Genomic DNA, 23,594 nt, shown 5'->3' with positions numbered 1-23,594 from the left:
AGCTGAATGAAATGGCTGCTTACGAATACGAAACGCACGAATATGACGTGGTCGTGGTCGGCGCCGGTGGGGCCGGTCTGCGTGCCACGCTGGGCATGGCCGAACAAGGTCTGCGCACCGCTTGCGTAACCAAGGTTTTTCCGACCCGCTCGCACACCGTTGCGGCGCAGGGTGGCATTGCGGCGTCGCTGTCGAACATGGGCCCCGACCATTGGCAGTGGCACATGTATGACACCGTCAAGGGCTCGGACTGGCTGGGTGACACCGACGCGATGGAATACCTGGCGCGCGAAGCACCCAAGGCCGTCTATGAGTTGGAGCATTACGGTGTGCCGTTCTCGCGCACCGAAGAAGGCAAGATCTACCAGCGCCCCTTTGGTGGCCACACGACCGAATTCGGTGAGGGCCCCGCAGTTCAGCGCACCTGTGCCGCTGCCGACCGGACCGGTCACGCGATCCTGCACACGTTGTACGGGCAGTCACTGAAGAACAACGCGGAATTCTACATCGAATATTTCGCCATTGACCTGATCATGTCCGAAGACGGGCAGTGCCAAGGCGTCGTCTGCTGGAAGCTGGACGACGGCACCATGCATGTCTTCAACGCCAAGATGGTGGTTCTGGCTACGGGCGGTTACGGCCGCGCCTATTTCAGCGCGACCTCGGCCCACACTTGCACCGGCGACGGCGGCGGCATGGTGGCCCGTGCCGGCCTGGCCTTGCAGGACATGGAATTCGTGCAGTTTCACCCGACCGGCATCTACGGCTCGGGCTGCCTGATCACCGAAGGCGCCCGCGGCGAAGGTGGATATCTGACCAACTCGGAAGGTGAACGGTTCATGGAGCGCTACGCGCCCCAATACAAGGACCTTGCACCGCGCGACTATGTCTCGCGTTCGATGACCATGGAAATCCGCGAAGGGCGCGGCGTCGGTCCCGAAGGCGACCATATTCACCTGAACCTGAGCCATCTTCCGGCCGAAGCCCTGCACGAGCGTTTGCCGGGCATTTCGGAAAGCGCAAAGATCTTCGCCGGCGTGGATGTCACCAAGGAACCGATCCCGGTTCTTCCGACCGTGCACTACAACATGGGCGGTATTCCGACCAACTATTGGGGCGAGGTGTTGAACCCGACCGCCGACGATCCGAACGCCGTCGTGCCCGGCCTGATGGCCGTGGGCGAAGCTGGTTGCGCGTCGGTTCACGGAGCGAACCGATTGGGGTCGAACTCGTTGATCGACCTTGTGGTCTTTGGCCGTGCGGCGGCGATCCGGGCAGGCAAGGTCGTCGACCCCGAAACGCCCAACCCGGTCCTGAACCAGGCCTCGGTCGACAAGGCGTTTGATCGGTTCGATGCGGTGCGCAATGCCAGCGGTGCAATCCCGACGGCCGATCTGCGGCTTGAAATGCAGAAAACCATGCAGGCGGATGCTGCGGTGTTCCGGACAGCCAAGACCCTGGCCGAAGGGGTCGAGAAGATGACTGCAATCGCGGCCAAGATGGAGGACATCAAGGTCACGGATCGCAGCCTGATCTGGAACAGCGACTTGATGGAGACGCTGGAACTGACCAACCTGATGCCCAACGCGCTTGCCACAATCGTCGGCGCCGAAGCGCGGAAGGAATCTCGCGGCGCTCATGCACATGAAGACTTCACCGAGCGCGATGACGAAAACTGGCGTGTTCACACCGTGTCCCGGGTTGACGGGAACAAGGTCGAACTCAGCTATCGCCCGGTCATCGTCGATCCGCTGAGCACCGAGGCTGAAGGCGGTATCAGCCTTAAAAAGATCGCGCCCAAGGCGCGCACTTTCTAAGGAGCGTCGAACCCAGTCCCGTTGAAACCGAAGAGCTGACATGCCTGCCAACCTGACCCGGATAGACAAAAAATGTGGTGCTTCGAAGCACCCGTTTGTCTGCGTGCCCACAGACTTGGGCCGTGCTTTTGGTGCAGGCGCCATTGTCGGGGAATGGTGATGGGCGGGCGGGTCGCAAAGGTTTTTGGGATCGGTCTTCCAAAGACGGCCACCACGTCTTTGGAGATCGGTTTCGAAACATTGGGCTACCGAAAGATGGGCTACTCGCTCGATGCTCTGCACGAGTATTTGAGCAATGGCTATTCTCAACGGATCAGGGAGATGATCGCCATTCATGATGCCTTTGCGGACTGGCCTTGGTCGCTGATGTATGTCGATCTGTTCCAGGACTTCGGGCGAGACGCCAAGTACATCCTGACCCGTCGGAGCTCGGCTGAGGTTTGGGTAAACTCGATGAAGCGTCACTCGGTTACGACACAGACAGCCGAGATCAGGCAAAGCGTATATGGTGTGAAATGCCCGCATGGCTATGAGGCACATCTGATTTCGCAATACGAGCATCACAACCGCAGCGTGATCGCCTTTTTTGAGCAGCAGGACGCTTTGGATTGTCTGCTCGATCTTCGCATCGGGTCCGACAATGATTGGCGGGACTTTACCGCGTTTCTTGAGCACGAGCCTTCTGGTGTGGGGTTTCAGCACAGCAACCGCAGTGAAAACCGAGAGCCGGAACCGCATACAGTCTTTCACAATCTAAACCTGATCAACCAGGCACAGCGTGGGTTGGAAAAGCCCGAACTGACCTTGGACGAGGCCTTGTTGAATGTTCCGGCGCCGGCGCGCCGAAATTCTTATCAGGGGCAGGCAATCCGCATGCACGCGAAAACCGCGCTGGATGCCGATCAGATCAGCAGACGCCGCCAAAGACGAATCGCGCGCGCGGATCGTTACAGTCCGCTGTTGCGGACTCTGATCGTGCCGTCCCAAGAAGCGCATCTTGACGCACTGCGCGCTGCGATTTCGCCTTACGTAGGTTTCTCGGTCAACGCGATTAAGTCCTACGGGCTGTATGGAACAACGGCAACGCGCGATTGGAAGGCCGTCGAAGCCGACATGCTGGAGGCGGTTTTGCAGGAGGTTGTTCAAAGCCGGCTGCTGCCGAACATCCTCATACCCCAGCGCCATTCCGAGTTCTGTCTTCTGCAACGTGTTCTCTTCGATTGCGAGCAACTGCCCGAGACCACGGAAAAGCTACCGAACGGGATCTGTTTGCATGTTTTCCGAGGCCAGATCGGGTTCGCCGTGCATTCTGGACAGGATGGAGTTCCGCTGGCCATCTATGATCATCAATTGCGCCCGGTACAGGGTTTTGACAGCCATTTCCCTGAGGGCATCGCAATCCGCGACGTCGACCGAGAAGCAATTTGCAGGGCAGCGGCGGAAGTTGCGGGCGACGCAGAATATGCCCAGGTTCTCTATTGCTCGGCCGGGCGTGCAGATGCCGTCGATCAATTCCAGCGCCTTCCATCAACGGCGAGCTACATGGCATTTGAACATGCTGTCGACGTGAAGCTGGGCAGCATGTGGCCAGAAGACAGCCTTTTGCGCAAAGGGCTGGACAGTGTTACCGATTGGAAAATCGGTGCGCCTGGCATTCCAAAAGACAATCTTCAGCGCGCAGCCAAAACAGAGGTAGTCTCATGGTCCAACTGACCCTCCCTACGAATTCCCGGATTACGACGGGCAAGACCTGGCCGAAACCGGAAGGCGCGAGCAACGTGCGTAAGTTCCAGATCTACCGCTGGAATCCCGATGACGGGCAGAATCCTCGGGTCGACACCTATTTCGTCGACATGGACGATTGCGGGCCGATGGTTCTGGATGCGCTGATCTACATCAAGAACAAGGTCGACCCGACCCTGACGTTCCGCCGGTCGTGCCGCGAGGGGATCTGCGGCTCCTGCGCGATGAACATCGACGGGATCAACACGTTGGCCTGCATCTACGGCATGGACGAGATCAAGGGCGACGTGAAGATCTACCCGCTGCCGCACATGCCGGTGGTCAAGGACCTGATCCCGGATCTGACCCATTTCTATGCGCAGCACGCTTCAATCATGCCCTGGCTGGAGACCAAGACCAACCGCCCTGCAAAGGAATGGAAGCAGTCGATCGAAGACCGGAAAAAACTGGATGGTCTGTACGAATGCGTCATGTGCGCCAGCTGCTCGACCTCGTGCCCCAGCTATTGGTGGAATGGCGACCGGTACCTTGGCCCCGCCGCGCTGCTGCACGCCTATCGCTGGATCATCGACAGCCGCGACGAGGCCACCGGCGAGCGTCTGGATCAGCTTGAGGATCCGTTCAAGCTGTATCGGTGCCATACGATCATGAACTGCGCAAAGACCTGCCCCAAGGGTCTGAACCCGGCCAAGGCGATTGCCGAGATCAAGAAGATGATGGTCGAACGCGCAGTTTGAACGATTACGACCAACGTGCTTGCCGCGTTGCGGCAAGTGCATGGCCCACATGCGAAATCATTGGATGTGGGCCGCCCCGGCCAAGACTATGTTCGGTATCGGGGAGGAGTGACGGATTGGAAACAGGATCACTCCGATGAAGAACGAATCCAAAAAAACAGACGCAGCCAAAGCCTTGGAATATCTTGAGCAAGCCTGGGCCTACTACGAGCCTGAGCCGGTCAAGCCTGCAAAGGATGCAGAGCCTGAGCTGTTTGAATACGCCAACGCGGCCTGAGTTTACCAAGCCAAGTCTTGAGTCCCGGCGCATATTGCGCGAAGCAGGGGAATGCCTGTTCTTCTGCTTCTGCTCGGCGCCGGCGTGTTCGCCTATTTTGTCTGGCGGTCCCGCACGTCTTCTTTGACCCGGGACTGCCGGTGGCGACAGCACAGGCAGGCCGGCACGTGGAGTTGTGCGTATTGCGGAGCGGTTTCCGTCTCCGAGACGCAGCCCACGCGATGCGAACGGAAATAAGCCTTTTTGCCTGAGGGAAACGGGGTTTTCCCAAAGGTCATTCTGGGTCAATCTGCGCAAAACAGCGGAAAGATGCAGAATGCCAAATCCTCCTTCGGATGCCGCCGCCCGCCGCGGGATCGCTCCAGTCATTTGCTACCCAAATGACACCCTGCCCAGCGTTGACCTTGACCTGCTGCTGGACGCCCGAAAGAGCGCGCGAAAGACAGCCGAAGTTCTGGTGCCGCCACGTGATGCACGCTGCTTTGAGGCGCCGGCCGGACACTTCTTTCGGATCACCTCGGTCGAAGGCCCGCAGGTCGGCGACCTGAACCTGTGGAACCTGCACGATCTGAACGAACGTTTCTATTCGGGCAAGACGCGTGCATTGCATGGCACCCATGTCACGACCGGCGAGCGGCTATGGTCCAGCTTTCCCTTTCTGCGCCCGCTGGCCACGATTGTTGCGGACACCTTGGACTGGTATGGAATCGATCAATTCGGCGGGTCGGTGCATGACGTGATCGGAACGCGTTGCGATCCCTATACTGGAAACCTGCTGTCGGGAACTCAGTACCATCATTGCTGTCACTCCAACCTGACCCGGGCGCTGGCTGACCATACTGGTCTGAAAATACCGGTAGCCGAGCGTTTGGTTCACGACGTGTTGAACGTATTCATGTGCACCGGCTTTACCCGCGATACGGGGCAGTATTTCATGAAGGCTTCACCGGTTCGACCGGGTGACTACTTGGAGTTCTTCGCGGAAATCGACCTTCTGGGAGACCTCAGCGCCTGTCCGGGTGGGGATTGCTCGTCCGAGCACTCGTCGGATACCGCCGCCTGTCACCCGCTGTTGGTCGAGGTTTTCGCACCTGCCGAAGGCACGCTGAGCGGATGGCAAAGTCCAGCGCCCAATGGCTATGACCGTACGCATGGGCGCTGAGGCCCGGGGGTGACCCGGGCCGGTTTGTGTCAGGCGTTCGGGAAGGCGGCCTGCAGCGCAATTTCCACCATGTCACCAAAGCTGCTCTGGCGCTCGGACGAGGGCAGGGCCTCGCCGGTCAGAAGGTGATCGGACACGGTCAGAACCGCCAAGGCCTGGCATTTGTGCCGCGCGGCCAGGATATACAACTCGGCTGCCTCCATTTCGACACCCAGGATTCCGTGACGCACCATCTGTTCGTTCAGGTCGGGGCGTTCGTCATAGAAAACGTCAGACGAGTAGATGCCGCCGATATGGGTTGCCGTGCCCTTGGCCTCGGCTGCTTTGGCGGCAGCCTGCAGCAGGCCCCAATCTGCACAAGGCGCAAAGTTGAGCTCTTTCATGATGCCCCGGGACGGGGTGCTGAGCGTCGTTGACGTCATGGCCAGGATAACATCCCGGACCTTCACGTTTTCCTGCATGCCGCCGCAAGACCCGATGCGGATCAGGGTTTTTGCACCGTAGTCCCGGATCAGTTCATTTACGTAAATGGACAGCGACGGCATTCCCATTCCGCTGCCCTGAATGGTGACCGGGTTTCCTTTCCATTCGCCGGTGAAACCCAGCATCCCGCGGACATCGTTGATTTGCCGCACATTGTTCAGAAAAGTTTCGGCGGCCCATTTCGCACGATACGGATCACCCGGCAAAAGCACGGTCTCGGCGATTTCGCCTTTTTCGGCGCCAATGTGAATTGTCATTTTGATACTTTTCCCGTTCAGATTTCCAGATCGGAAATATCTGCCCCGGCTTTCAGCGCTTCGTGGACCCATTTCGGTTTTCGCCCACGCCCCGTCCAGGTTTGCGCCGGATCGGCCGGATTGCGATATTTCGCTTTGGCTTTCGATCCCTTGCCGGACCGCGTGGGCTGAGACGCCAAGTCGGACAAGGAAAACCCGTAAGCGGCAGCTGCTTTTTCAGCGGCCAACAATGCTTCCTGACGTTCTCTGGCCTCAGCGTTTTCCAGCGCCTTGTCGACCTGATCGCGCAATTCAAGCAATTCCTTACGCGACAGCTTGTCCAGATTTATGCCCATTGTCGTTCTCCGTACCCACCTGATTCATTTTTTACTCATCAAGCAACGTTACGGAGAATCCCAATCAATGGCCATTCTTTAAACGAAATGGGCAATAGAATTAATTCTCGGCGATTATTCCGCGGCCAGCGTTTTTGGATCGGCCAGCAAAACGATATCCCCCATTATGGCATTCAACTCGAAATTCTTGGGTGTATAGACCTTGGCAACACCCATTGATCTGAGACGATCCGCGTCTTCGTCCGGGATGATGCCTCCGACAACAACCGGAATGTCACCCAAGCCGGCTTCGCGCAGGCGGGTCATGACGTCCTGTACCAACGGCAGGTGGCTACCGGACAGGATCGACAGGCCGATCACATGAGCTTGCTGCTCGATGGCCGACTTCACGATTTCCTCGGGGGTTAGGCGGATGCCGTCATAAGTAATGTCCATGCCGCAGTCGCGGGCGCGGAACGCGATCTGTTCGGCGCCGTTGGAATGGCCGTCCAGCCCAGGCTTGCCGACCAGGAATTTCAGACGACGCCCCAGGCGGTCGCTGACCGCATCCACCGCCGCGCGCAGATCGTCCAGGCCTTCGGTCTTGTTCGAGACCGAGCCCGAAACGCCCGTCGGGCCGCGATAGGTGCCAAAGACGCGGCGCATCTCTTCGGCCCACTCGCCGGTGGTGATACCGGCCTTGGCCGCGGCGATCGACGGCTCCATGATGTTGGCGCCCGATTGCGCGGCGGCGCGCAGATTGGCCAGAGCCGCGGCCACGGCGGCCTCGTCGCGGGCGGCACGCCAGTCGTTCAGGCGCGCGATCTGTTCCTGTTCGACCGCCGGATCGACGACCATGATCCCGCCATCCTCGGTCTGCAGGGGCGAGGGTTCGCCCTCGGTCCAGCGGTTCACGCCGACGACGATGGTTTCATTGCGCTCGATCCGGTTGAGACGCTCGGCGTTGGAATCCACCAGCCGCGATTTCATGTAGTCGATCGCCGCAACCGCACCACCCATCGAGTCCAGATTGGCCAGTTCGGCCCGGGCGCCCTGCTTCAGTTCCTCGACCTTGGCGTCGACCACCGGGTTGCCATCGAACAGGTCGTCGTATTCCAGCAGGTCGGTCTCATAAGCCAGGATCTGCTGCATCCGCATCGACCATTGCTGGTCCCAGGGGCGCGGCAGGCCCAAGGCCTCATTCCACGCTGGCAGTTGCACCGCCCGGGCGCGCGCCTTTTTCGACAGGGTCACGGCCAGCATCTCGATCAGGATGCGATAGACGTTGTTCTCGGGCTGCTGCTCGGTCAGGCCCAGAGAGTTGACCTGAACACCATAGCGGAATCGGCGGAACTTGGGGTTTTCCACGCCATAGCGCTGTTGCAGGATTTCATCCCAAAGATCGACGAAAGCCCGCATTTTGCACATTTCGGTGACAAACCGGATGCCCGCATTCACGAAGAACGAGATGCGGCCGCACAGCGCCGGAAAATCCTCGGCCGGAACGCGGGGGCGCAGCTCGTCCAAAACCGCGATGGCGGTGGCCAGCGCATAGGCGAGCTCCTGCTCGGGCGTCGCGCCGGCCTCTTGCAGGTGATAGGAACACACGTTCATCGGGTTCCATTTCGGTACGTTCGAATAACAGTACTCGGCAACATCCGCGATCATCTTGAGCGAGGGTTTGGGCGGGCAGACATAAGTGCCGCGGCTCAGGTATTCCTTGATCAGGTCATTCTGCACCGTGCCCTGCAGCTTGGACACATCGGCCCCCTGTTCCTCGGCCACCGCGATATACAGCGCCAGCAGCCAGGGGGCAGTGGCGTTGATGGTCATCGACGTATTCATCTGTTCCAGCGGGATCTGGTCGAACAGCACCCGCATGTCGCCCAGGTGGCAGACCGGCACGCCGACCTTGCCGACCTCGCCGCGGGCAAGGGTGTGATCGCTGTCGTATCCGGTCTGCGTCGGCAGATCGAAAGCCACCGACAAGCCGGTCTGCCCTTTGGCCAGGTTGGACCGGTATAGCGCGTTCGAGGCCTTGGCCGTGGAATGACCGGCATAGGTTCGGATGAGCCAGGGGCGGTCTTTCTGCGTCTGCGTCATGGTCAGAGCCTCGTGCGTCGATGGGTAACAATATTTCTCTCATGGGTTCTAAAGCGCAATTTTCAGCACATGTCAATTCGCTGCGTTGCGGCATGTACGGCGTGCTGCCGATTGTGACGGCGGCGGTTTGATGGCACTGTGCGGGCATGACGCAGACCGTTGAGTTACCGATTTGGCTGTTTGTTCTGATCGTGGTGTTTGCCGCGGTCACCTTCGCCTCGCATTTCCTGTTCCCGTCGGTGCGCTGGTTCTTTCGCCGCCGGCTTGAACGGGCTGTTGAACGGTTGAACCAGCGCCTGCAACGGCCGATCCAGCCGTTCAAACTGGCCGAGCGTCATGACATGATCCAACGCCTGATCTATGACCCGCAGGTTGGTCAGGCTGTTCAGCACCACGCCGAAGAGCACGGCATCCCCGAAGCGGTCGCGTTCGAGCAGGCCCGGCGCTACGCCCGGGAAATCGTCCCGTCGTTTTCGGCCTTCATGTATTTCAGCTTTGCCATTCGGGTGGCTCGATGGTTGAGCAACGCGTTCTACAATGTCCGCCTCAGCCACGAGGACGAGGCCGCATTGAAGGAGATCGATCCCAAAGCAACCGTGGTCTTTGTGATGAATCACCGGAGCAACATGGATTATGTTCTGGTGACCTATTTGGCCGCGCAACAGTCGGCGCTGTCCTATGCGGTGGGCGAGTGGGCACGGGTGTGGCCGCTCAGCCGGTTGATCCGCGCGATGGGGGCCTATTTCATCCGACGCAAGTCCGGCAGCGAGCTCTACCGGCAGGTTCTGGCCAGCTATGTGCGCCTGGCCACCAATGCCGGTGTGACGCAGGCGATGTTCCCCGAGGGCGGTCTGAGCCTCACCGGGTCTTTGGGGCGACCCAAACTGGGACTGCTGAAATACATCATCGACGGCACCAGCCCCGATGGGCGGGATGTGGTGTTCGTGCCGGTTGCGCTGAACTATGACCGGGTGCTGGAGGATACGATTCTGACCGCCGCCGCCCTGGGCAGCGAACGGCGGTTCCGCGCGCGGATCGGCGTGATCACGAGGTGGAGCCTGAAACAGGTATGGCGCCGCATCATCGGGCGTTACAAACGGTTCGGTCTTGCCTCGGTTCGGTACGGCCTGCCCATTTCGCTGCAGGAGTTCCGCGAACAAGCTGGCCCGGACTTGATGACGGATCTGGCCCGAGAACTGATGCGCCGGATTGGCCAGGCGATTCCTTTGGTTCCAGCGCCCGTCGCGTGTTGGCTCGTTCGCGAAAACGGCACCATCTCCGAGTCTGACGTTCAGTCACGCATCGACGAACTGATGCGGCGGGAGGGCGCTACGGACGAAGATCTGAAAGCCATCCCGCCTGCGATCGAACAACTGGTCGAACGGCGAATACTGAGCAGAAACAACGGTATGCTGTCGCCATCGGTCGAGCGGCTGGATCTGATGAAGTATTATGCGGCCTCAGCGCCCATCAGCGAAGGCCCGGATGGTTCTGCGAGTGCAAAAGAAATTTCTGCGGCCGCTGGGTCATAAAATTTCAATAATGGTCCGAAATGGGTTGCAAAATTACTCATAGGCCAATATTCCAGCCTATGAAGCGCGCGATTCTGCGTCGCGGCGAACACGTTTGACAGAGGAGGCCACAATGGCTTTGGACACCGACGGCGGCATCGCGTCCTACGAGGCACCGGAAAAAGACCTCTATGAGATGGGTGAAATCCCTCCGATGGGATATGTGCCCAAACAGATGTATGCGTGGGCCATCCGTAGAGAGCGCCACGGCGAGCCCGACACTGCGATGCAGTTGGAGGTGGTCGATGTGCCCAAGCTGGACAGCCACGAAGTGCTGGTTCTGGTGATGGCGGCGGGCGTCAACTACAACGGTGTTTGGGCCTCGCTCGGCAAACCGATCAGCCCCTTTGATGGCCACAAGGCCCCGTATCACATCGCGGGCTCGGATGCGTCGGGCATCGTCTGGGCGGTGGGCGACAAGGTGAAACGCTGGAAGGTCGGCGACGAGGTCGTGATCCACTGCAACCAGGACGACGGCGACGATGAAGAGTGCAACGGCGGCGATCCGATGTATTCGGCCAGCCAGCGCATCTGGGGCTATGAAACGCCCGATGGGTCATTTGCGCAATTCACCAACGTGCAGGCGCAACAGCTGATGCCGCGCCCCAAGCACCTGACCTGGGAAGAAAGTGCCTGCTATACGCTTACGCTGGCCACTGCCTATCGGATGCTGTTCGGACACGAGCCGCATGATCTGAAGCCGGGCCAGAACGTTCTGGTCTGGGGCGCGTCGGGGGGGCTGGGCTCCTATGCGATCCAGCTGATCAATACAGCCGGAGCCAACGCGATCGGCGTGATCTCGGACGAAAGCAAGCGCGACTTCGTCATGGGGTTGGGCGCCAAGGGCGTCATCAACCGCAAGGACTTCAACTGCTGGGGCCAGTTGCCCACGGTCAACACGCCTGAATATGCCGAGTGGTTCAAGGAAGCCCGCAAGTTCGGTAAGGCGATCTGGGACATCACGGGCAAGGGCGTGAACGTCGACATGGTGTTCGAACACCCCGGCGAGAGCACCTTCCCGGTCTCGACCTTTGTCGTCAAAAAAGGCGGCATGGTCGTGATCTGCGCCGGGACCACCGGCTACAACCTGACCTTTGATGTTCGGTACATGTGGATGCACCAGAAGCGTCTGCAGGGTTCGCATTTCGCGCATCTCAAGCAGGCGTCCGCTGCAAACCGGCTGATGCTGGAGCGGCGTCTCGATCCCTGCATGTCCGAAGTGTTCACTTGGAAAGAACTGCCCGAGGCGCACATGAAAATGATGCGGAACGAGCACAAGCCGGGCAACATGTCTGTCTTGGTTCAGGCCCCGCGTACGGGCATGCGGACCTTGGAAGAGGTTCTGGACGCCCGCGGTTGATCACCGCGCTTTGAAAGCAAGCGCCCGCGAATCGTTCAGACGGTTCGCGGGCGTTTTGCGTTCAGAAGATGGGATATTGTTTTTCAATGCCATGCAAATTCGGGACCCGCTGTTTTTGGGGAGTAGAAAGCAGTGAATAGGCAAGAAAACAGCGTACATGTTATGGTTGTGTTAACCCTTCGTTAACTGTTTCGGAGAGACCATGATGGCGCGAAATGAGTGGATACTGGACGTATTGTCGGACCTCAACGCCTTCGCCGTTGCGAATGGGTTGACCGCGCTGGCCGAGCAGCTTGACGACACCAGGCTGATCGCCGCGGCCGAAATTGCGTCCCTGAACGATGAGGCAAAAGCGCCGTCGAATGGGAACACAGTTCGATTTGAGCCAGGTCCTGGAGGATTTGGAAAACACCAGCACGCTTGACGAGCTGGGTGCGGTTGCTGTCCGCATCAGGGACAAACTGAAGGTCGATCACATCGTCTATCACTGGGTCGATGGCGCCGGCGATCAATATGGCTACACCACCTATCCGGATGCTTGGGCCGACCGATACCGTGAACGCAACTATCACCGAATAGATCCCGTAATCCTGGGCTGCTTCCAGCGGTTTCATCCGGTCAATTGGAAATCTCTGAACTGGTCCGGCAAGGTCGCAAAAGCCTTTCTGCAGGATGCTTTGGATCATGGTGTCGGCAATCAGGGCTATTCGATCCCAATTCGTGGGCCGAATGGCCAGTTCGCGCTTTTTACGGTCAACCACAGTTGCAGCGACGAGGCTTGGGGTGCCTTCATCTTGACCTACAGCCGCGAGTTGATACTGCTCGCCCACTACTTCAACCGCAAAGCTTTGGATTTCGAGCAGGACCGCAGACCTGAATCCGCGCGCGGTCTCTCTCCGCGCGAGATCGACGCGATGACGCTACTGGCCTTGGGCTACAGCCGGGCGCAGGTCGCGCACTCCCTGTCTATTTCCGAGCACACATTGCGTGTCTATATCGAAAGCGCCCGGTCCAAGCTGGGTGCTCTGAATACAACCCATGCCATCGCCACTGCCCTCAGCAGAGGATTAATAGTGGTTTAAGGCCCGCGCGAGGGCCACACGGTAAATTAACCACGACTTTGTACCCCCTTCGTTCCAGCACTGGACGACAAGGGGAAAGTCATGCTGCGTTATGTTTACGCTGACGAGCTTCATAAATTTCCAAAATTGGCCGAGGGGATGTTTCGCGACCGCGCCGATCAATTCAAAACCCGCCTCGGATGGGATGTTCATGTCAATTCCAAAGGAGAGGAACGGGATCAGTATGATGATCTGAACCCGCTGTATGTCATCTGGGAAGAGCCAGACGGCAGTCACGGCGGATCGATGCGGGTATTGCCCACGACTGGCCCTGTCATGGTAAATGAGGTGTTCGGGCATCTGACCGGCGGCAGCCCAATCCGCAGCCCGCTGATCTGGGAAGTGACGCGGTTCTGCCTGTCCCGCACCGCTCATCCACACACGGCCGGGGCAATCATGCTGAGCGGGGGGGAGATCATGGAAGGCTTCGGTCTGACCCACATCGCCGGGGTCTTTGATGCAAGGATGATCCGTATCTATCGGCTAATCGGTTCCTCGCCGGTGGTCTTGGGCTCGGAGGGGGCGGGCCGTGACCAGATTTCGGTCGGTCTTTGGCCCTATTCCGCTGACGATTGCAACCGCGTGGCCGAGCGGGCGGGCATCCCGCGCGAGCTGTCGCGATTGTGGTTCAAGACAGCGTTCGGGTCCGCCGCGCGGCATCGGTTCGCACTGTCTGCCTGACGTTGAATTCCGCATCTGGCGCAGGTTGGCGCGGCCCTGTAGGGTCGCGCCATGTCTCTGCCCAAGGTTACTTTTTCCGAAGATCAGGCCGCCGCGTTCGACAGCATAGCCCAGATGCTGAAAACCGCAGGCGTGGACCTGGAAGATGATGCGCTGCTCAAACTGCCCGGCCAGGGCGAATCGGGGATCATGGCGGTGATCGGCAAGGCCGGATCGGGCAAGACCCTGCTGTTGGCCGAACTCTTCAAGGCGCTGGCCGAGACCGGAGTTCAGATCGTCTCGGGCGACTATGAAAGTCGCAAATCGAAGGACAAGCGCAGCCTTGCCATTTTGGCCCCGACCAACAAGGCCGCCAGCGTGTTGCGGTTGCGCGGTGTTCCGGCCACCACCATTCACCGCATTCTGTACACGCCGGTCTATGATCCGGAATACGAACGGATCGCCGAGTGGCTGGCGGGCAACGACGACCGCCCCGAGATCGAAGGCCTGACCGACGAGGCGCTGGACCGCGCGGCCGCGTTTTACGCCAACAACAAATCCATCCCCGGTGCCTTGGCCGCCGCTGGCCTGCGCGGATCGGATTTCATCACCGGCTGGAAACGGCGCGACGAGCCGCTGGATATCGGGTTCGTCGATGAGGCCTCGATGCTGGACGACCGCCAGTTCGAGGATCTCAAAGAAATTTTTCCTACCTTGTTGCTGTTCGGCGATCCGGCACAGTTGGCACCGGTGAATCAGTCCGGGTCGATGGTGTTCGATGCTTTGCCCGAACCGCGCAAGCTGATCCTGCACCGGGTGCACCGGCAAGAGGCCGACAACCCCATTCTGGACCTGGCCCATGCGCTGGCCGATCCTGCCATGGGGTTCGAGGATTTTGAACGTCTTGTCGAGCAGACCGCCCGCACGGATGACCGTGTGGTCTGGGGCCAGCGGGTCGAGGTCGACCTGATGGCCCGCAGCCCGGTTCTGGTCTGGCGGAACGCGACGCGTATCCGGCTGATCCAGGCCTTCCGTCAGGTGCATGGCGCCCCCGAGACCGAGCTGTTGGAAGGCGAACCGTTGATCTGCGACGGGATCGAGCTGCCGCTGAAGCACCGCAAGAAACGGCTCGACCTCGAGGCGCGCGGGCTGATCAAGGGCGCGCAGGTGATCTATCTGGGGCCGGGGCGCAAGCCTGGGTTCTCGCGGCTGCATGTCATGGGGGCCGAGGACCCGCAGGTCAGCGCCGCGTCGATCGTGCAGATCGAAAAACCGGACGAGGAAGAGCCCTTCATCCCCTTTGCCGCGCGCATGGGGGCCACGTTTCTGCATGGGGCCGCCGTGACGATTCACAAGGCGCAAGGCTCGCAATGGGACACGGTGCAGGTCTTTGCACCTGACCTTTACGCCGCCGCCCGCATGGGCCGGACCGAGGCCGGGCAACCCCTGTGGAAACGGCTGGCCTATGTGGCCATCACCCGCGCGCAAGAGCGGCTGATCTGGGTGGTGCGCAACAGGCTGTCCAAACCAAGCCACCCGTTGCGGGTCGACGATCTGCGCGCGGTCCCGGCTGCAAAACTTACGCTGGAGGCGGAGGAGACGTGAAGACGATCATCGTGACCGGGGCCAGTTCGGGCATCGGGCGAGCGACGGCCGAGCTGTTTCTGGATCAGGGCTGGAAGGTCGGCCTATTGGCACGCAGTGCGGACAAGCTGAGCCAGATGGCCGCGACGCGCGAAAACGCCATTCCACTGGCGGCCGACGTGACGGACCCCCAAGCGGTGTCAGCGGCCTTCGATGGATTTCAGGCAAAAGCCGGGCGATTGGACGTTCTGTTCAACAACGCGGGGATCTTTGCCCCTGCCGGGACGATCGACGAGATCGCGCTGGACGACTGGTATCAGAGCGTCAACGTGAACCTGAACGGGATGTTTCTGTGTGCTCGCGCGGCCTTTGGCTTGATGCGCAGGCAGGTACCCCAGGGGGGCCGCATCATCAACAACGGCTCGATCGCGGCGCATGTACCGCGCCCGAATTCGGTTCACTACACCGCCACAAAACACGCGATTACCGGGCTGACACGAAGCCTGTCGCTTGACGGCCGCGCTCATGGGATCGCCTGTGGGCAGATCGACATCGGAAATGCAAGAACCCAGATGGTGCAGAACCTGGTCGATACGGCGGTTGCTGAAGGGCGAGAGCCTGATCCGACGATGGAGGTCGAAGACGCCGCGCGCTCGGTCCTGCACATGGCCAGCCTGCCGCCCGAAGCCAACGTTCAGTTCATGACCGTGATGGCAACGACGATGCCGTATATCGGGCGCGGGTAGCGGTCAGCTTTCGCGCAACAGTCGGAAAGCCGTCGAAGCGCCCCAGCCTGCGGCGATGGCAATGACGAGGGACATCAACCCGTACCAGACCGGCTGTTGACGCGACATGTTGTAGAGAAACCGCTCGAGTCCGACTTTCCGAACGTCGATAACCGTCTCGAACTGCGAAATGACTTCGCCGTTCCGCATCAGGAAGATGCGGGTCAGGTAGTCGCCTTCGGTCAAGTCGGCCGGCATCTTGATGGAGGTGCGGAATAGCGTTTGCTCATCCACGGCAACCGTGTTCTCCCGGATCGAGTACAGGCCCTCATCCTCGCGGATCCTGACGACAGCCCGGGCGAAATCCTGAGCCTCCCGAATATGCATGGCTGCCCCGACGGACCGGATCGCGCGCCGGATCGAGATGCGATAGCGCAGATCTTCGGTGTCGGTGATGATGTCCGTGAACGGTGCGCTTGTGGCGACTGCGTAGAAGCTGGGTGCGGAATCGACCAGAACGCTGTCGGTATTCACCCAGATGCCGAATTTCTTTTCCTTGCGCCGCACCATGACCGGCTCGGACGGGCCTGCGACTGCCACGATCACCTCCAGCGGAGGGCCGGGCGGGATCGGCGCTTCGCGCTTGACGGCGCCAAAGATCAGAATCTCGGATCCGTCGAAATCGGCGGTGATGGCCACGCGATCCTGGCTGAGGCCAAGAACGACCTGCTCATCCGCGGCATGGACGGGGAGAGTCAGGAACACAAGGGCGATGAACCAGCGCAACACGTCAATGCCCCCCATCGGTGCCAAGCGAGTACAGCTCGGCCGGTTGCAACAACAGATCCAGGGCCAGCTTTCCGCAAACCGCCAAGACAAGAGCCGCCAGCAGAACGCGCAGCTGCTCGGCCGGGATGCGTGCCCCCAGCACGGTTCCGATCTGAGCTCCGATCACCCCGCCAACCAACAGCAGGACGGCCAGCACGATATCGACCGTAAAGTTGGTCGTGGCGTGCAGCATGGTGGTGAAGCCCGTGACGAAAATAATCTGGAAAAGGGATGTCCCCACGACCACTTTGGTTGGCATTCCCAGCAGATAGATCATGGCGGGCACCATGATGAATCCGCCGCCCACACCCATGATCGCCGACAACACGCCGACGAACAGCCCGACAAGCACCGGCGGAATGACCGAGATATACAGCCCCGAGGTCCGGAACCGCATCTTGAACGGCAGGGCGTGGATCCACCCCCTCTGGCGCCGTTTGACAGGGACCCCACCGGCCTTGCGGGACCTGCGCAGCGCATTGAGGCTTTCAAAGAACATCAGCCCGCCAATGACGCCCAGAAAGACGACATAGCAGAGCTTGACCAGCAGATCGACCTGACCCAGGCTTTTGAGATAGTTGAAGAAGACAACGCCCACGGCGGCGCCGATCAGACCACCCACAAGAAGGACCGTGCCCATCTTAAGGTCGACCGTCTTTCTTCGGAAATGCGCGAGCACTCCCGAGAATGACGAGGCAACGATCTGGTTCGCCTCGGTTGCCACGGCAACGGCGGGTGGGATGCCGATAAAGAACAGCAGCGGGGTCATCAAAAAGCCGCCACCGACACCGAACATGCCGGACAGGATTCCCACCATGCCGCCGAGGCCAAGCAGCAGAAAGGCGTTTACGGAAACTTCGGCGATAGGCAGGTAGATATGCATGTGGTCTAGCCGATCCGTACTGCGGTGGACTGGTAAAAACGATCAAAGGCGGGCGCGTTGCGTTGGGCGAAGAAACGGACTGGTGGGTACATGGCGGTTTCGAAGGATAAACTGGTCACGATCAAACCCCCGCCAATTCAGAAAGCGAATAGAATTCTGACGGAGCCACGATCAGTTCCAGCCCGACTTTTCCGGCCACGATCATGACCAGTACCGCCAGCAAAACCCGCAGCTGCTCAGCCTTCAGCCGGGCGCCGACCATGCTGCCGAACTGGGCCCCAACGACACCTCCGATCAACAGGAACAAGGCCAGCACGATGTCCACGCTGAAGTTGGTCGAAGCGTGGATCATCGTCGTAAACCCGGCCACGAAAATGATCTGAAACAGCGAGGTTCCGATCACCACCTTTGTCGGCATTCCCAGGATATAGATCATTGCCGGAACCATGATGAACCCGCCGCCAACGCCCATGATGGCCGACAGGATTCCGACGCCAAAGCCGACCAGGATGGGTGGAATGACCGAGATGTACAGGTTTGACTCGCGGAACCGCATTTTGAACGGCAGTGCATGAACCCAGGTGCGTTGGCGGCGTGCGGTCGGTGCGGTGCCGCCCGCTGCCCGTGACCGGCGAATTGCACGCAGGCTCTCAATGAACATCAAGGTGCCGATGAGGCCTAGAAACACGACGTAACACAGCTGGACCGCCAGATCGACCTGCCCCAAATGCTTGAGATAGTTGAAGACGAGCATTCCCAGCGTCGCGCCCAGCAGGCCGCCGCCCAGCAGAACCGATCCCATCTTCAGGTCTACGGTCCTGCGCTTGAGATGTGCCATCAGCCCCGAAAACGAGGATGCCACCACCTGGTTGGCCGATGTTGCCACGGCGACCGCCGGCGGAATACCGATCAGGAACAGCAGTGGCGTGATCAGAAAGCCGCCTCCCACTCCGAACATGCCGGACAGAACGCCCACGGAAACACCAATCGCCAGCAGGACAAACGGGCTAACGGATACTTCGGCTATGGGAAGGTAGACGTGCATACCCTCTTAGAGCGCTTGCGGCATGCAAAATCAACTCTGCATGCCGCTTTGCAGCAAACAGGACTGAAAAGCAGTCCTGAACTGGCCTTATCAACGCTCTTTCACATAAGGCTCGCCACCGGCCCTTGGCGGGACCGCTTTGCCGACGAAACCTGCCAGGATCACCACGGTCAGGATATAGGGCAGCGCGTCCATGACTTGAACGGGGATAATGATGCCGCCCAGGTCGATATTCTGGAACCGCAGAGCAACAGCCTGCAGCAGCCCGAACAGTAAACACGCCCACATGGCGTGCCATGGCCGCCACTTGGCAAAGATCAGTGCGGCCAGTGCGATGAAGCCCCGGCCGGCCGTCATGTCTTTGACGAACCCTGCCTGCAACGCAGTAGCCAAATAGGCCCCGGCGATGCCACACAGCACGCCACAGATGGCGACGGCTGCGTAGCGAAGCCCCACCACCGAGACGCCCGCGGTGTCCACTGCCGCCGGGTTTTCACCCACGGCGCGCAGGCGCAGGCCAAAGCGGGTGCGGAACAGCACCCACCAGGTGGCGGGCACCATCAGGAACGCCACGTAGACAAGAATCGAGTGGCCTGAGAGCAGTTCGGCGTAGATGGGACCGATGATCGGCACACCGCTCAAAGCTTCTGCGAAGGGGAAGTTGATCGGTTCGAACCGGCCACCCCCGAACAACGACGGAGTGCGGCCGCCTTGCTGGAACCAGTCCTGGGCCACCAGCACGGTCAAGCCGGCAGCCAGGAAGTTGATGGCGACACCGGAAATCAGCTGGTTGCCCCGGAACGTGATTGAGGCAAGCCCGTGTAAGCCAGACAGCACCAAGGACGATGCGATGCCGGCCAGCAGGCCCAGCCATACCGACCCGGTGACGGCGGCAACGGCGGCCGAGAAGAATGCGGCCATCAGCATCTTGCCTTCCAGGCCGATGTCGAAAATGCCAGCGCGTTCCGAATACAAGCCGGCCAGACAGGCCAGAAGCAGCGGCGTGGCCAGGCGAATGGTCGAGTCCAGAACCTGGACGATCGTCAGGAACAACTCCATCAGTTCGCCTCCTTCCGCAGAGCCAGGAACAGCTTTTCAAGCGGCATGCGCACCATGTTGTCCAGCGCTCCGGTGAACAGGATTACCAGCGCCTGGATCACCACGATCAGCTCGCGCGGAATCGACGTCCACAGGGCCAGTTCCGCGCCCCCCTGATAGAGGAAACCAAACAGGATGGCCGCCAGGAACACGCCGAACGGGTGCGAGCGGCCCATCAGGGCCACCGCGATGCCGATAAAACCCGCGCCCTCGGTCGAGTTAAGAACCAGCCGCTCGGCCTCACCCATGACGTTGTTGATAGCCATCAGGCCCGCCAAAGCGCCCGAGATCAGCATCGCCACGATGGTGATACGCACAGGCGAGATACCGGCATAGACCGCACCGGTTTCCGAATGCCCATAGGCCCGGATTTCATAGCCCAGGCGGGTGCGCCAGATCAGCGCCCAGACGACGATGCAGGCGATGACCGCGATGATCAGCGAGATGTTGGCCGGAGCCGCCTTGGAGAAGGTGATCCCGATCGGGGCCAGCATCTCGTGCAGGGTGGGCAGATGTACCGCCTCGGCAAAGCGGGCGGTGGCCGGGTCTTGCGAGCCGGCCGGTCGCATTACGTTGACCAGCATGTAGTTCAGCAGCGCCGCGGCGATGAAGTTGAACATGATCGTGGTGATCACGATATGGCTGCCGCGCTTGGCCTGCAGATAGGCCGGTATCGCAGCCCAGGCCGCGCCGAACAGCATGCCGGCGGCCATCGCAGCCAGCAGAGCGATGCTCCAATGCGGCCAAGGCACATAGAGGCACACCATGGCAACGCCCAGTCCGCCCAACATGGCCTGGCCTTCGCCGCCGATGTTGAACAAACGCGCGTGAAAGGCCACCGCAACCGCCAGACCTGTGAACATGAAGTTGGTGGCATAATACAGGGTGTAGCCCCAGCCATAGGTCGACCCCAGCGCGCCGGTGACCATCAGGTTCACCGCCTCGACCGGGTTTTCGCCAATCGCCAGAATGACCAGTGTCGACAGGATTGCGGCCAGGATCAGACTGATGAGCGGGATCAGAATGACGTCGGCCCATTTGGGCATCTTATCCATGTTACGCGGCCTCCCCCGCAACACCGGCCATCAACAGGCCCAGTTCTTTTTCATCCGTTTCATGGGGCAGACGCTCGCCCATGATATGTCCGTCGAACATCACTGCAATCCGGTCGGATAGAGAGAAGATCTCTTCCAACTCGACCGAGACCAGCAGGATCGCCTTGCCCTGATCGCGCAGGGCGACGATCTGCTTGTGAATGAATTCGATCGCGCCGATGTCCACGCCGCGGGTCGGCTGGCCAACCAACAGCAATTCGGGGTTCCGCTCGATTTCGCGCGCCACGACGATCTTCTGCTGGTTCCCGCCCGAGAAATTCTTGGCCGACAGCCAGCCATTCGGCGGACGCACGTCGAATTTCTCGATCTTGCGTTCTGTGTCGGCGCGCAGGGCGGCGTTGTTCATGAAAATCCCGCGCTGATAGGCGGGGTCTCGGTGATAGCCGAAGGCCACGTTTTCCCAGGCGTGGAAGTCCATGATCAGACCTTCGCGTTGCCGGTCCTCGGGCACATGGGCGATGCCTTGGGCGCGCCGCGCCTGACCGTCGGCCTCGGGTCCGCTGAGTGCCAGAGGCGTACCATTAAGTTTGATCACGCCTGATCCCGGGCGCATGCCGCCCAATACTTCGAGCAGCTCGGACTGCCCGTTGCCGGCGACGCCCGCGATGCCCACGATCTCGCCCGCGCGGACGGTCAGGTCGATACCTTTGACGCGCTCGACGCCCGCCGAATCCGTCACCCGCAGGTTCTCGATTTCCAAAATGGGCTTGCCGGGTTTGGCCGGCACCTTGTCGACGCGCAGCAGAACCTTGCGCCCGACCATCAGCTCGGCCAACTCCTCGGGGTTGGTCTCGGCGGTCTTGACCGTGGCAGTCATCTGGCCGCGGCGCATCACCGACACGGTGTCGGTGGCTTCCATGATCTCGCGCAGCTTGTGGGTGATCAGGATGATGGTCTTGCCCTCGGCGCGCAGCCGGTCGAGGATGCGGAACAGCTGGTCGGCCTCGGCCGGGGTCAGCACCCCGGTGGGTTCGTCCAGAATCAGGATTTCCGCCTTCCGGTACAGCGCCTTGAGGATTTCGACCCGCTGCTGCATGCCCACGCCGATCTCGTCGATGCGCTTGTCGGGGTCCACGAACAGCTCGTATTCTTCCTCGAGCTCTTTCAGCTCTTTCCGAGCCTTGGCCAGCGAGGGGGCCAGCAGCCCGCCATCTTCGGCGCCCAGAACGATGTTTTCCAGAACGGTGAAATTCTCGACCAGCTTGAAATGCTGAAAGACCATGCCGATACCCGCGGCGATCGCGGCCTGGCTGTCGGGGATGTCGGTCTTTTTGCCGTTGATCCAGATTTCACCTTTGTCGGCCTTGTAGAAGCCGTACAGAATGCTCATCAGCGTGGATTTGCCCGCACCGTTTTCACCGATGATCCCGTGGATCGTGCCGGGGGCGACGCTGATCGAGATGTCCTTGTTCGCTTGAACTGGCCCAAAGGCTTTGGAAATCCCTTTGAGCTCGATGGCGGGGACTGTCATGTCTTGTCCTCGATTGCCGTAGAAGCTGCGCTGATTTCGCGATCATTCGGTCGTGGCGAAACAGCGGCATGAGTGGATGCGGGACGGGAGGTTTCCCCCGCCCCGCGCGATATCAGAACTGCAGTGCCGGGCAGCTGTCGTTCTCGTAGTAGCTGACGACGGTGACATTGCCGTCGATGATGTCGCGGCGTGCCTTTTCGACGGCGGCCTTCATCTCGTCGCTCACCAGCGAGGCGTTGTTTTCATCCATGGCAACGCCGACACCGTCCTGTGCCAGACCCATGGTGAACTTGCCGGTTTCGACATCTTCGCCTGCTTTCATGGCGTCATAAACGGCCACGTCCACGCGCTTGAGCATCGAGGTCAGAACCTTGCCCGGGTGCAGGTGGTTCTGGTTGCTGTCCACGCCGATCGACAGGATGCCTTCGTCGGCCGCGGTCTGCAGAACACCGACGCCGGTACCGCCTGCGGCAGCGTAGATCACGTCAGCGCCTTGGCTGATCTGAGCTTTGGTCAGCTCCGAACCCTTCACCGGGTCGTTCCAAGCGGCCGGGGTGGTGCCGGTCATGTTGGCTACGACGTTGATGTCAGGGTTCACGGCCTTCGCGCCCTGGGCGTAGCCGCAGCCAAAGTGCCGGATCAGCGGAATGTCCATGCCACCGATGAATCCGACCGTACCCGACTTGGATGCCATCGCGGCCATCATGCCGACCAGGTACGAACCTTCATGCTCGGCGAACGAGACCTGGCGGATGTTAGGCGCGTCCAGCCAGCTGACGTCGACGGCAACGAACTTGGTGTCGGGATAGTCAGGTGCGACGGCGGCCAGCGGATCAGCCATGGCAAAGCCCATGGTGATGATCGGGTTTGCACCGGCTTCAGCGAAGCGACGCAGGGCTTGTTCGCGCTGCGCTTCCGACTGCAGCTCGATTTCGCGATAGGATTTGCCGGTCTGGTCGGCCCAGCGCTTGGCGCCGTTATGGGCTGCTTCGTTGAACGATTTGTCGAACTTGCCGCCCAGATCGAAGATGATCGCCGGTTCGGCCAGCGCCGCACCTGCGGTCAGTGCAAACGCGGCGGCCGCGCCCATCAAGGATTTCATCAGGGTCATCATATACTCCCGTTGTTTTTTTTGGCTTCGGGGCAGGGGCTTTTGCCCAGCCCCGCTCAGAGCGAGCAGAACTGCTGTGATAGCGGCAATTAAGGCCGTCTGAAACAGCCATGGTCAACCGCTTTTTGA

General features: G+C 60.3%; 21 protein-coding genes. 11 read left to right on the top strand and 10 right to left on the bottom strand.

Features of this window, described 5'->3' with window-relative positions:
* The first annotated feature begins 11 nt into the window (after positions 1–11).
* The 5 genes from sdhA to ACR0EF_RS15435 all read left to right on the top strand — a co-directional run bounded on the left by sdhA (position 12) and on the right by ACR0EF_RS15435 (position 5,736).
* Entirely contained in the window at positions 12–1,817 is a 1,806-nt protein-coding gene (gene sdhA / locus ACR0EF_RS15455) for a succinate dehydrogenase flavoprotein subunit (protein WP_170343323.1), read from the top strand.
* A gap of 72 nt (positions 1,818–1,889) precedes the next feature.
* Positions 1,890–3,530 carry a sulfotransferase gene (locus ACR0EF_RS15450; protein ID WP_367646418.1) on the top strand — a complete coding sequence of 547 codons (1,641 nt, stop codon included), beginning with the start codon at positions 1,890–1,892 and terminating at the stop codon, positions 3,528–3,530.
* Entirely contained in the window at positions 3,518–4,297 is a 780-nt protein-coding gene (locus ACR0EF_RS15445; protein WP_170343321.1) for a succinate dehydrogenase iron-sulfur subunit, read from the top strand. Before ACR0EF_RS15450 ends, ACR0EF_RS15445 begins: the two co-directional genes overlap by 13 nt.
* Before the next feature lie 136 nt (positions 4,298–4,433).
* Positions 4,434–4,574, top strand: coding sequence for a hypothetical protein (locus ACR0EF_RS15440; RefSeq protein ID WP_170343320.1), 141 nt, complete (start codon positions 4,434–4,436; stop codon positions 4,572–4,574).
* A gap of 316 nt (positions 4,575–4,890) precedes the next feature.
* Complete coding sequence (locus ACR0EF_RS15435; RefSeq protein WP_170373076.1) at positions 4,891–5,736, top strand: urea carboxylase-associated family protein; 846 nt, start codon at positions 4,891–4,893, stop codon at positions 5,734–5,736.
* Positions 5,737–5,765: 29 nt separating this feature from the next.
* On the opposite strand, the gene deoD is transcribed toward ACR0EF_RS15435, so the two are convergent.
* The 3 genes from deoD to ACR0EF_RS15420 all read right to left on the bottom strand — a co-directional run bounded on the left by deoD (position 5,766) and on the right by ACR0EF_RS15420 (position 8,893).
* On the bottom strand, positions 5,766–6,476 hold the full coding sequence (deoD, locus tag ACR0EF_RS15430; RefSeq protein WP_170373075.1) for a purine-nucleoside phosphorylase: 711 nt from the start codon (positions 6,474–6,476) through the stop codon (positions 5,766–5,768).
* A 17-nt stretch (positions 6,477–6,493) separates the two neighbouring features.
* The gene (locus ACR0EF_RS15425; protein ID WP_170343317.1) at positions 6,494–6,811 is read right to left on the bottom strand and encodes an H-NS histone family protein; all 318 of its coding nucleotides are present in this window, start codon (positions 6,809–6,811) and stop codon (positions 6,494–6,496) included.
* Positions 6,812–6,925: 114 nt separating this feature from the next.
* On the bottom strand, positions 6,926–8,893 hold the full coding sequence (locus tag ACR0EF_RS15420) for a protein meaA (protein ID WP_170373074.1): 1,968 nt from the start codon (positions 8,891–8,893) through the stop codon (positions 6,926–6,928).
* Between the two features lie 146 nt (positions 8,894–9,039).
* On the opposite strand from ACR0EF_RS15420, the gene ACR0EF_RS15415 reads away from it, so the two are divergent.
* From ACR0EF_RS15415 to ACR0EF_RS15390, 6 genes are all read left to right on the top strand, one after another.
* Complete coding sequence (locus tag ACR0EF_RS15415; protein WP_170373073.1) at positions 9,040–10,425, top strand: 1-acyl-sn-glycerol-3-phosphate acyltransferase; 1,386 nt, start codon at positions 9,040–9,042, stop codon at positions 10,423–10,425.
* A 112-nt stretch (positions 10,426–10,537) separates the two neighbouring features.
* Positions 10,538–11,824 carry a crotonyl-CoA carboxylase/reductase gene (ccrA, locus tag ACR0EF_RS15410; RefSeq protein WP_170373072.1) on the top strand — a complete coding sequence of 429 codons (1,287 nt, stop codon included), beginning with the start codon at positions 10,538–10,540 and terminating at the stop codon, positions 11,822–11,824.
* A gap of 362 nt (positions 11,825–12,186) precedes the next feature.
* Positions 12,187–12,906 (top strand): helix-turn-helix transcriptional regulator, encoded by a 720-nt coding sequence (locus ACR0EF_RS15405; RefSeq protein WP_170373071.1) that lies wholly within the window; start codon positions 12,187–12,189, stop codon positions 12,904–12,906.
* Between the two features lie 81 nt (positions 12,907–12,987).
* Positions 12,988–13,626 carry an acyl-homoserine-lactone synthase gene (locus tag ACR0EF_RS15400; protein WP_170360153.1) on the top strand — a complete coding sequence of 213 codons (639 nt, stop codon included), beginning with the start codon at positions 12,988–12,990 and terminating at the stop codon, positions 13,624–13,626.
* Between the two features lie 51 nt (positions 13,627–13,677).
* A complete protein-coding gene (locus ACR0EF_RS15395) occupies positions 13,678–15,210 on the top strand; it encodes an ATP-dependent DNA helicase (protein WP_170373070.1) in 1,533 nt (510 codons plus the stop codon).
* Entirely contained in the window at positions 15,207–15,935 is a 729-nt protein-coding gene (locus ACR0EF_RS15390) for an SDR family oxidoreductase (protein WP_170372221.1), read from the top strand. Before ACR0EF_RS15395 ends, ACR0EF_RS15390 begins: the two co-directional genes overlap by 4 nt.
* A gap of 3 nt (positions 15,936–15,938) precedes the next feature.
* On the opposite strand, the gene ACR0EF_RS15385 is transcribed toward ACR0EF_RS15390, so the two are convergent.
* From ACR0EF_RS15385 to ACR0EF_RS15355, 7 genes are all read right to left on the bottom strand, one after another.
* On the bottom strand, positions 15,939–16,718 hold the full coding sequence (locus tag ACR0EF_RS15385) for a TIGR02186 family protein (protein ID WP_174819824.1): 780 nt from the start codon (positions 16,716–16,718) through the stop codon (positions 15,939–15,941).
* Positions 16,705–17,625: a sulfite exporter TauE/SafE family protein gene (locus tag ACR0EF_RS15380; RefSeq protein WP_170343309.1), complete on the bottom strand. Its 921-nt coding sequence runs from the start codon at positions 17,623–17,625 to the stop codon at positions 16,705–16,707. The genes ACR0EF_RS15385 and ACR0EF_RS15380 overlap by 14 nt, the downstream gene beginning before the upstream one ends.
* A 121-nt stretch (positions 17,626–17,746) precedes the next feature.
* Complete coding sequence (locus ACR0EF_RS15375; protein ID WP_170373069.1) at positions 17,747–18,670, bottom strand: sulfite exporter TauE/SafE family protein; 924 nt, start codon at positions 18,668–18,670, stop codon at positions 17,747–17,749.
* Positions 18,671–18,760: 90 nt separating this feature from the next.
* Positions 18,761–19,729 (bottom strand): ABC transporter permease, encoded by a 969-nt coding sequence (locus tag ACR0EF_RS15370; RefSeq protein ID WP_170367643.1) that lies wholly within the window; start codon positions 19,727–19,729, stop codon positions 18,761–18,763.
* A complete protein-coding gene (locus ACR0EF_RS15365; protein WP_170365357.1) occupies positions 19,729–20,823 on the bottom strand; it encodes an ABC transporter permease in 1,095 nt (364 codons plus the stop codon). The genes ACR0EF_RS15370 and ACR0EF_RS15365 overlap by 1 nt, the downstream gene beginning before the upstream one ends.
* Position 20,824: 1 nt before the next feature.
* A complete protein-coding gene (locus tag ACR0EF_RS15360) occupies positions 20,825–22,354 on the bottom strand; it encodes an ABC transporter ATP-binding protein (protein ID WP_170360163.1) in 1,530 nt (509 codons plus the stop codon).
* Positions 22,355–22,466: 112 nt separating this feature from the next.
* Positions 22,467–23,465 carry a BMP family lipoprotein gene (locus ACR0EF_RS15355; RefSeq protein ID WP_093963454.1) on the bottom strand — a complete coding sequence of 333 codons (999 nt, stop codon included), beginning with the start codon at positions 23,463–23,465 and terminating at the stop codon, positions 22,467–22,469.
* Positions 23,466–23,594 lie beyond the last annotated feature (129 nt).

The sequence above is a fragment of the Ruegeria sp. CG8 genome (assembly GCF_056537165.1).
The sequence above is the reverse complement of the archived record's forward strand: the minus strand, read 5'-3'. Positions and strand labels throughout refer to the sequence as shown.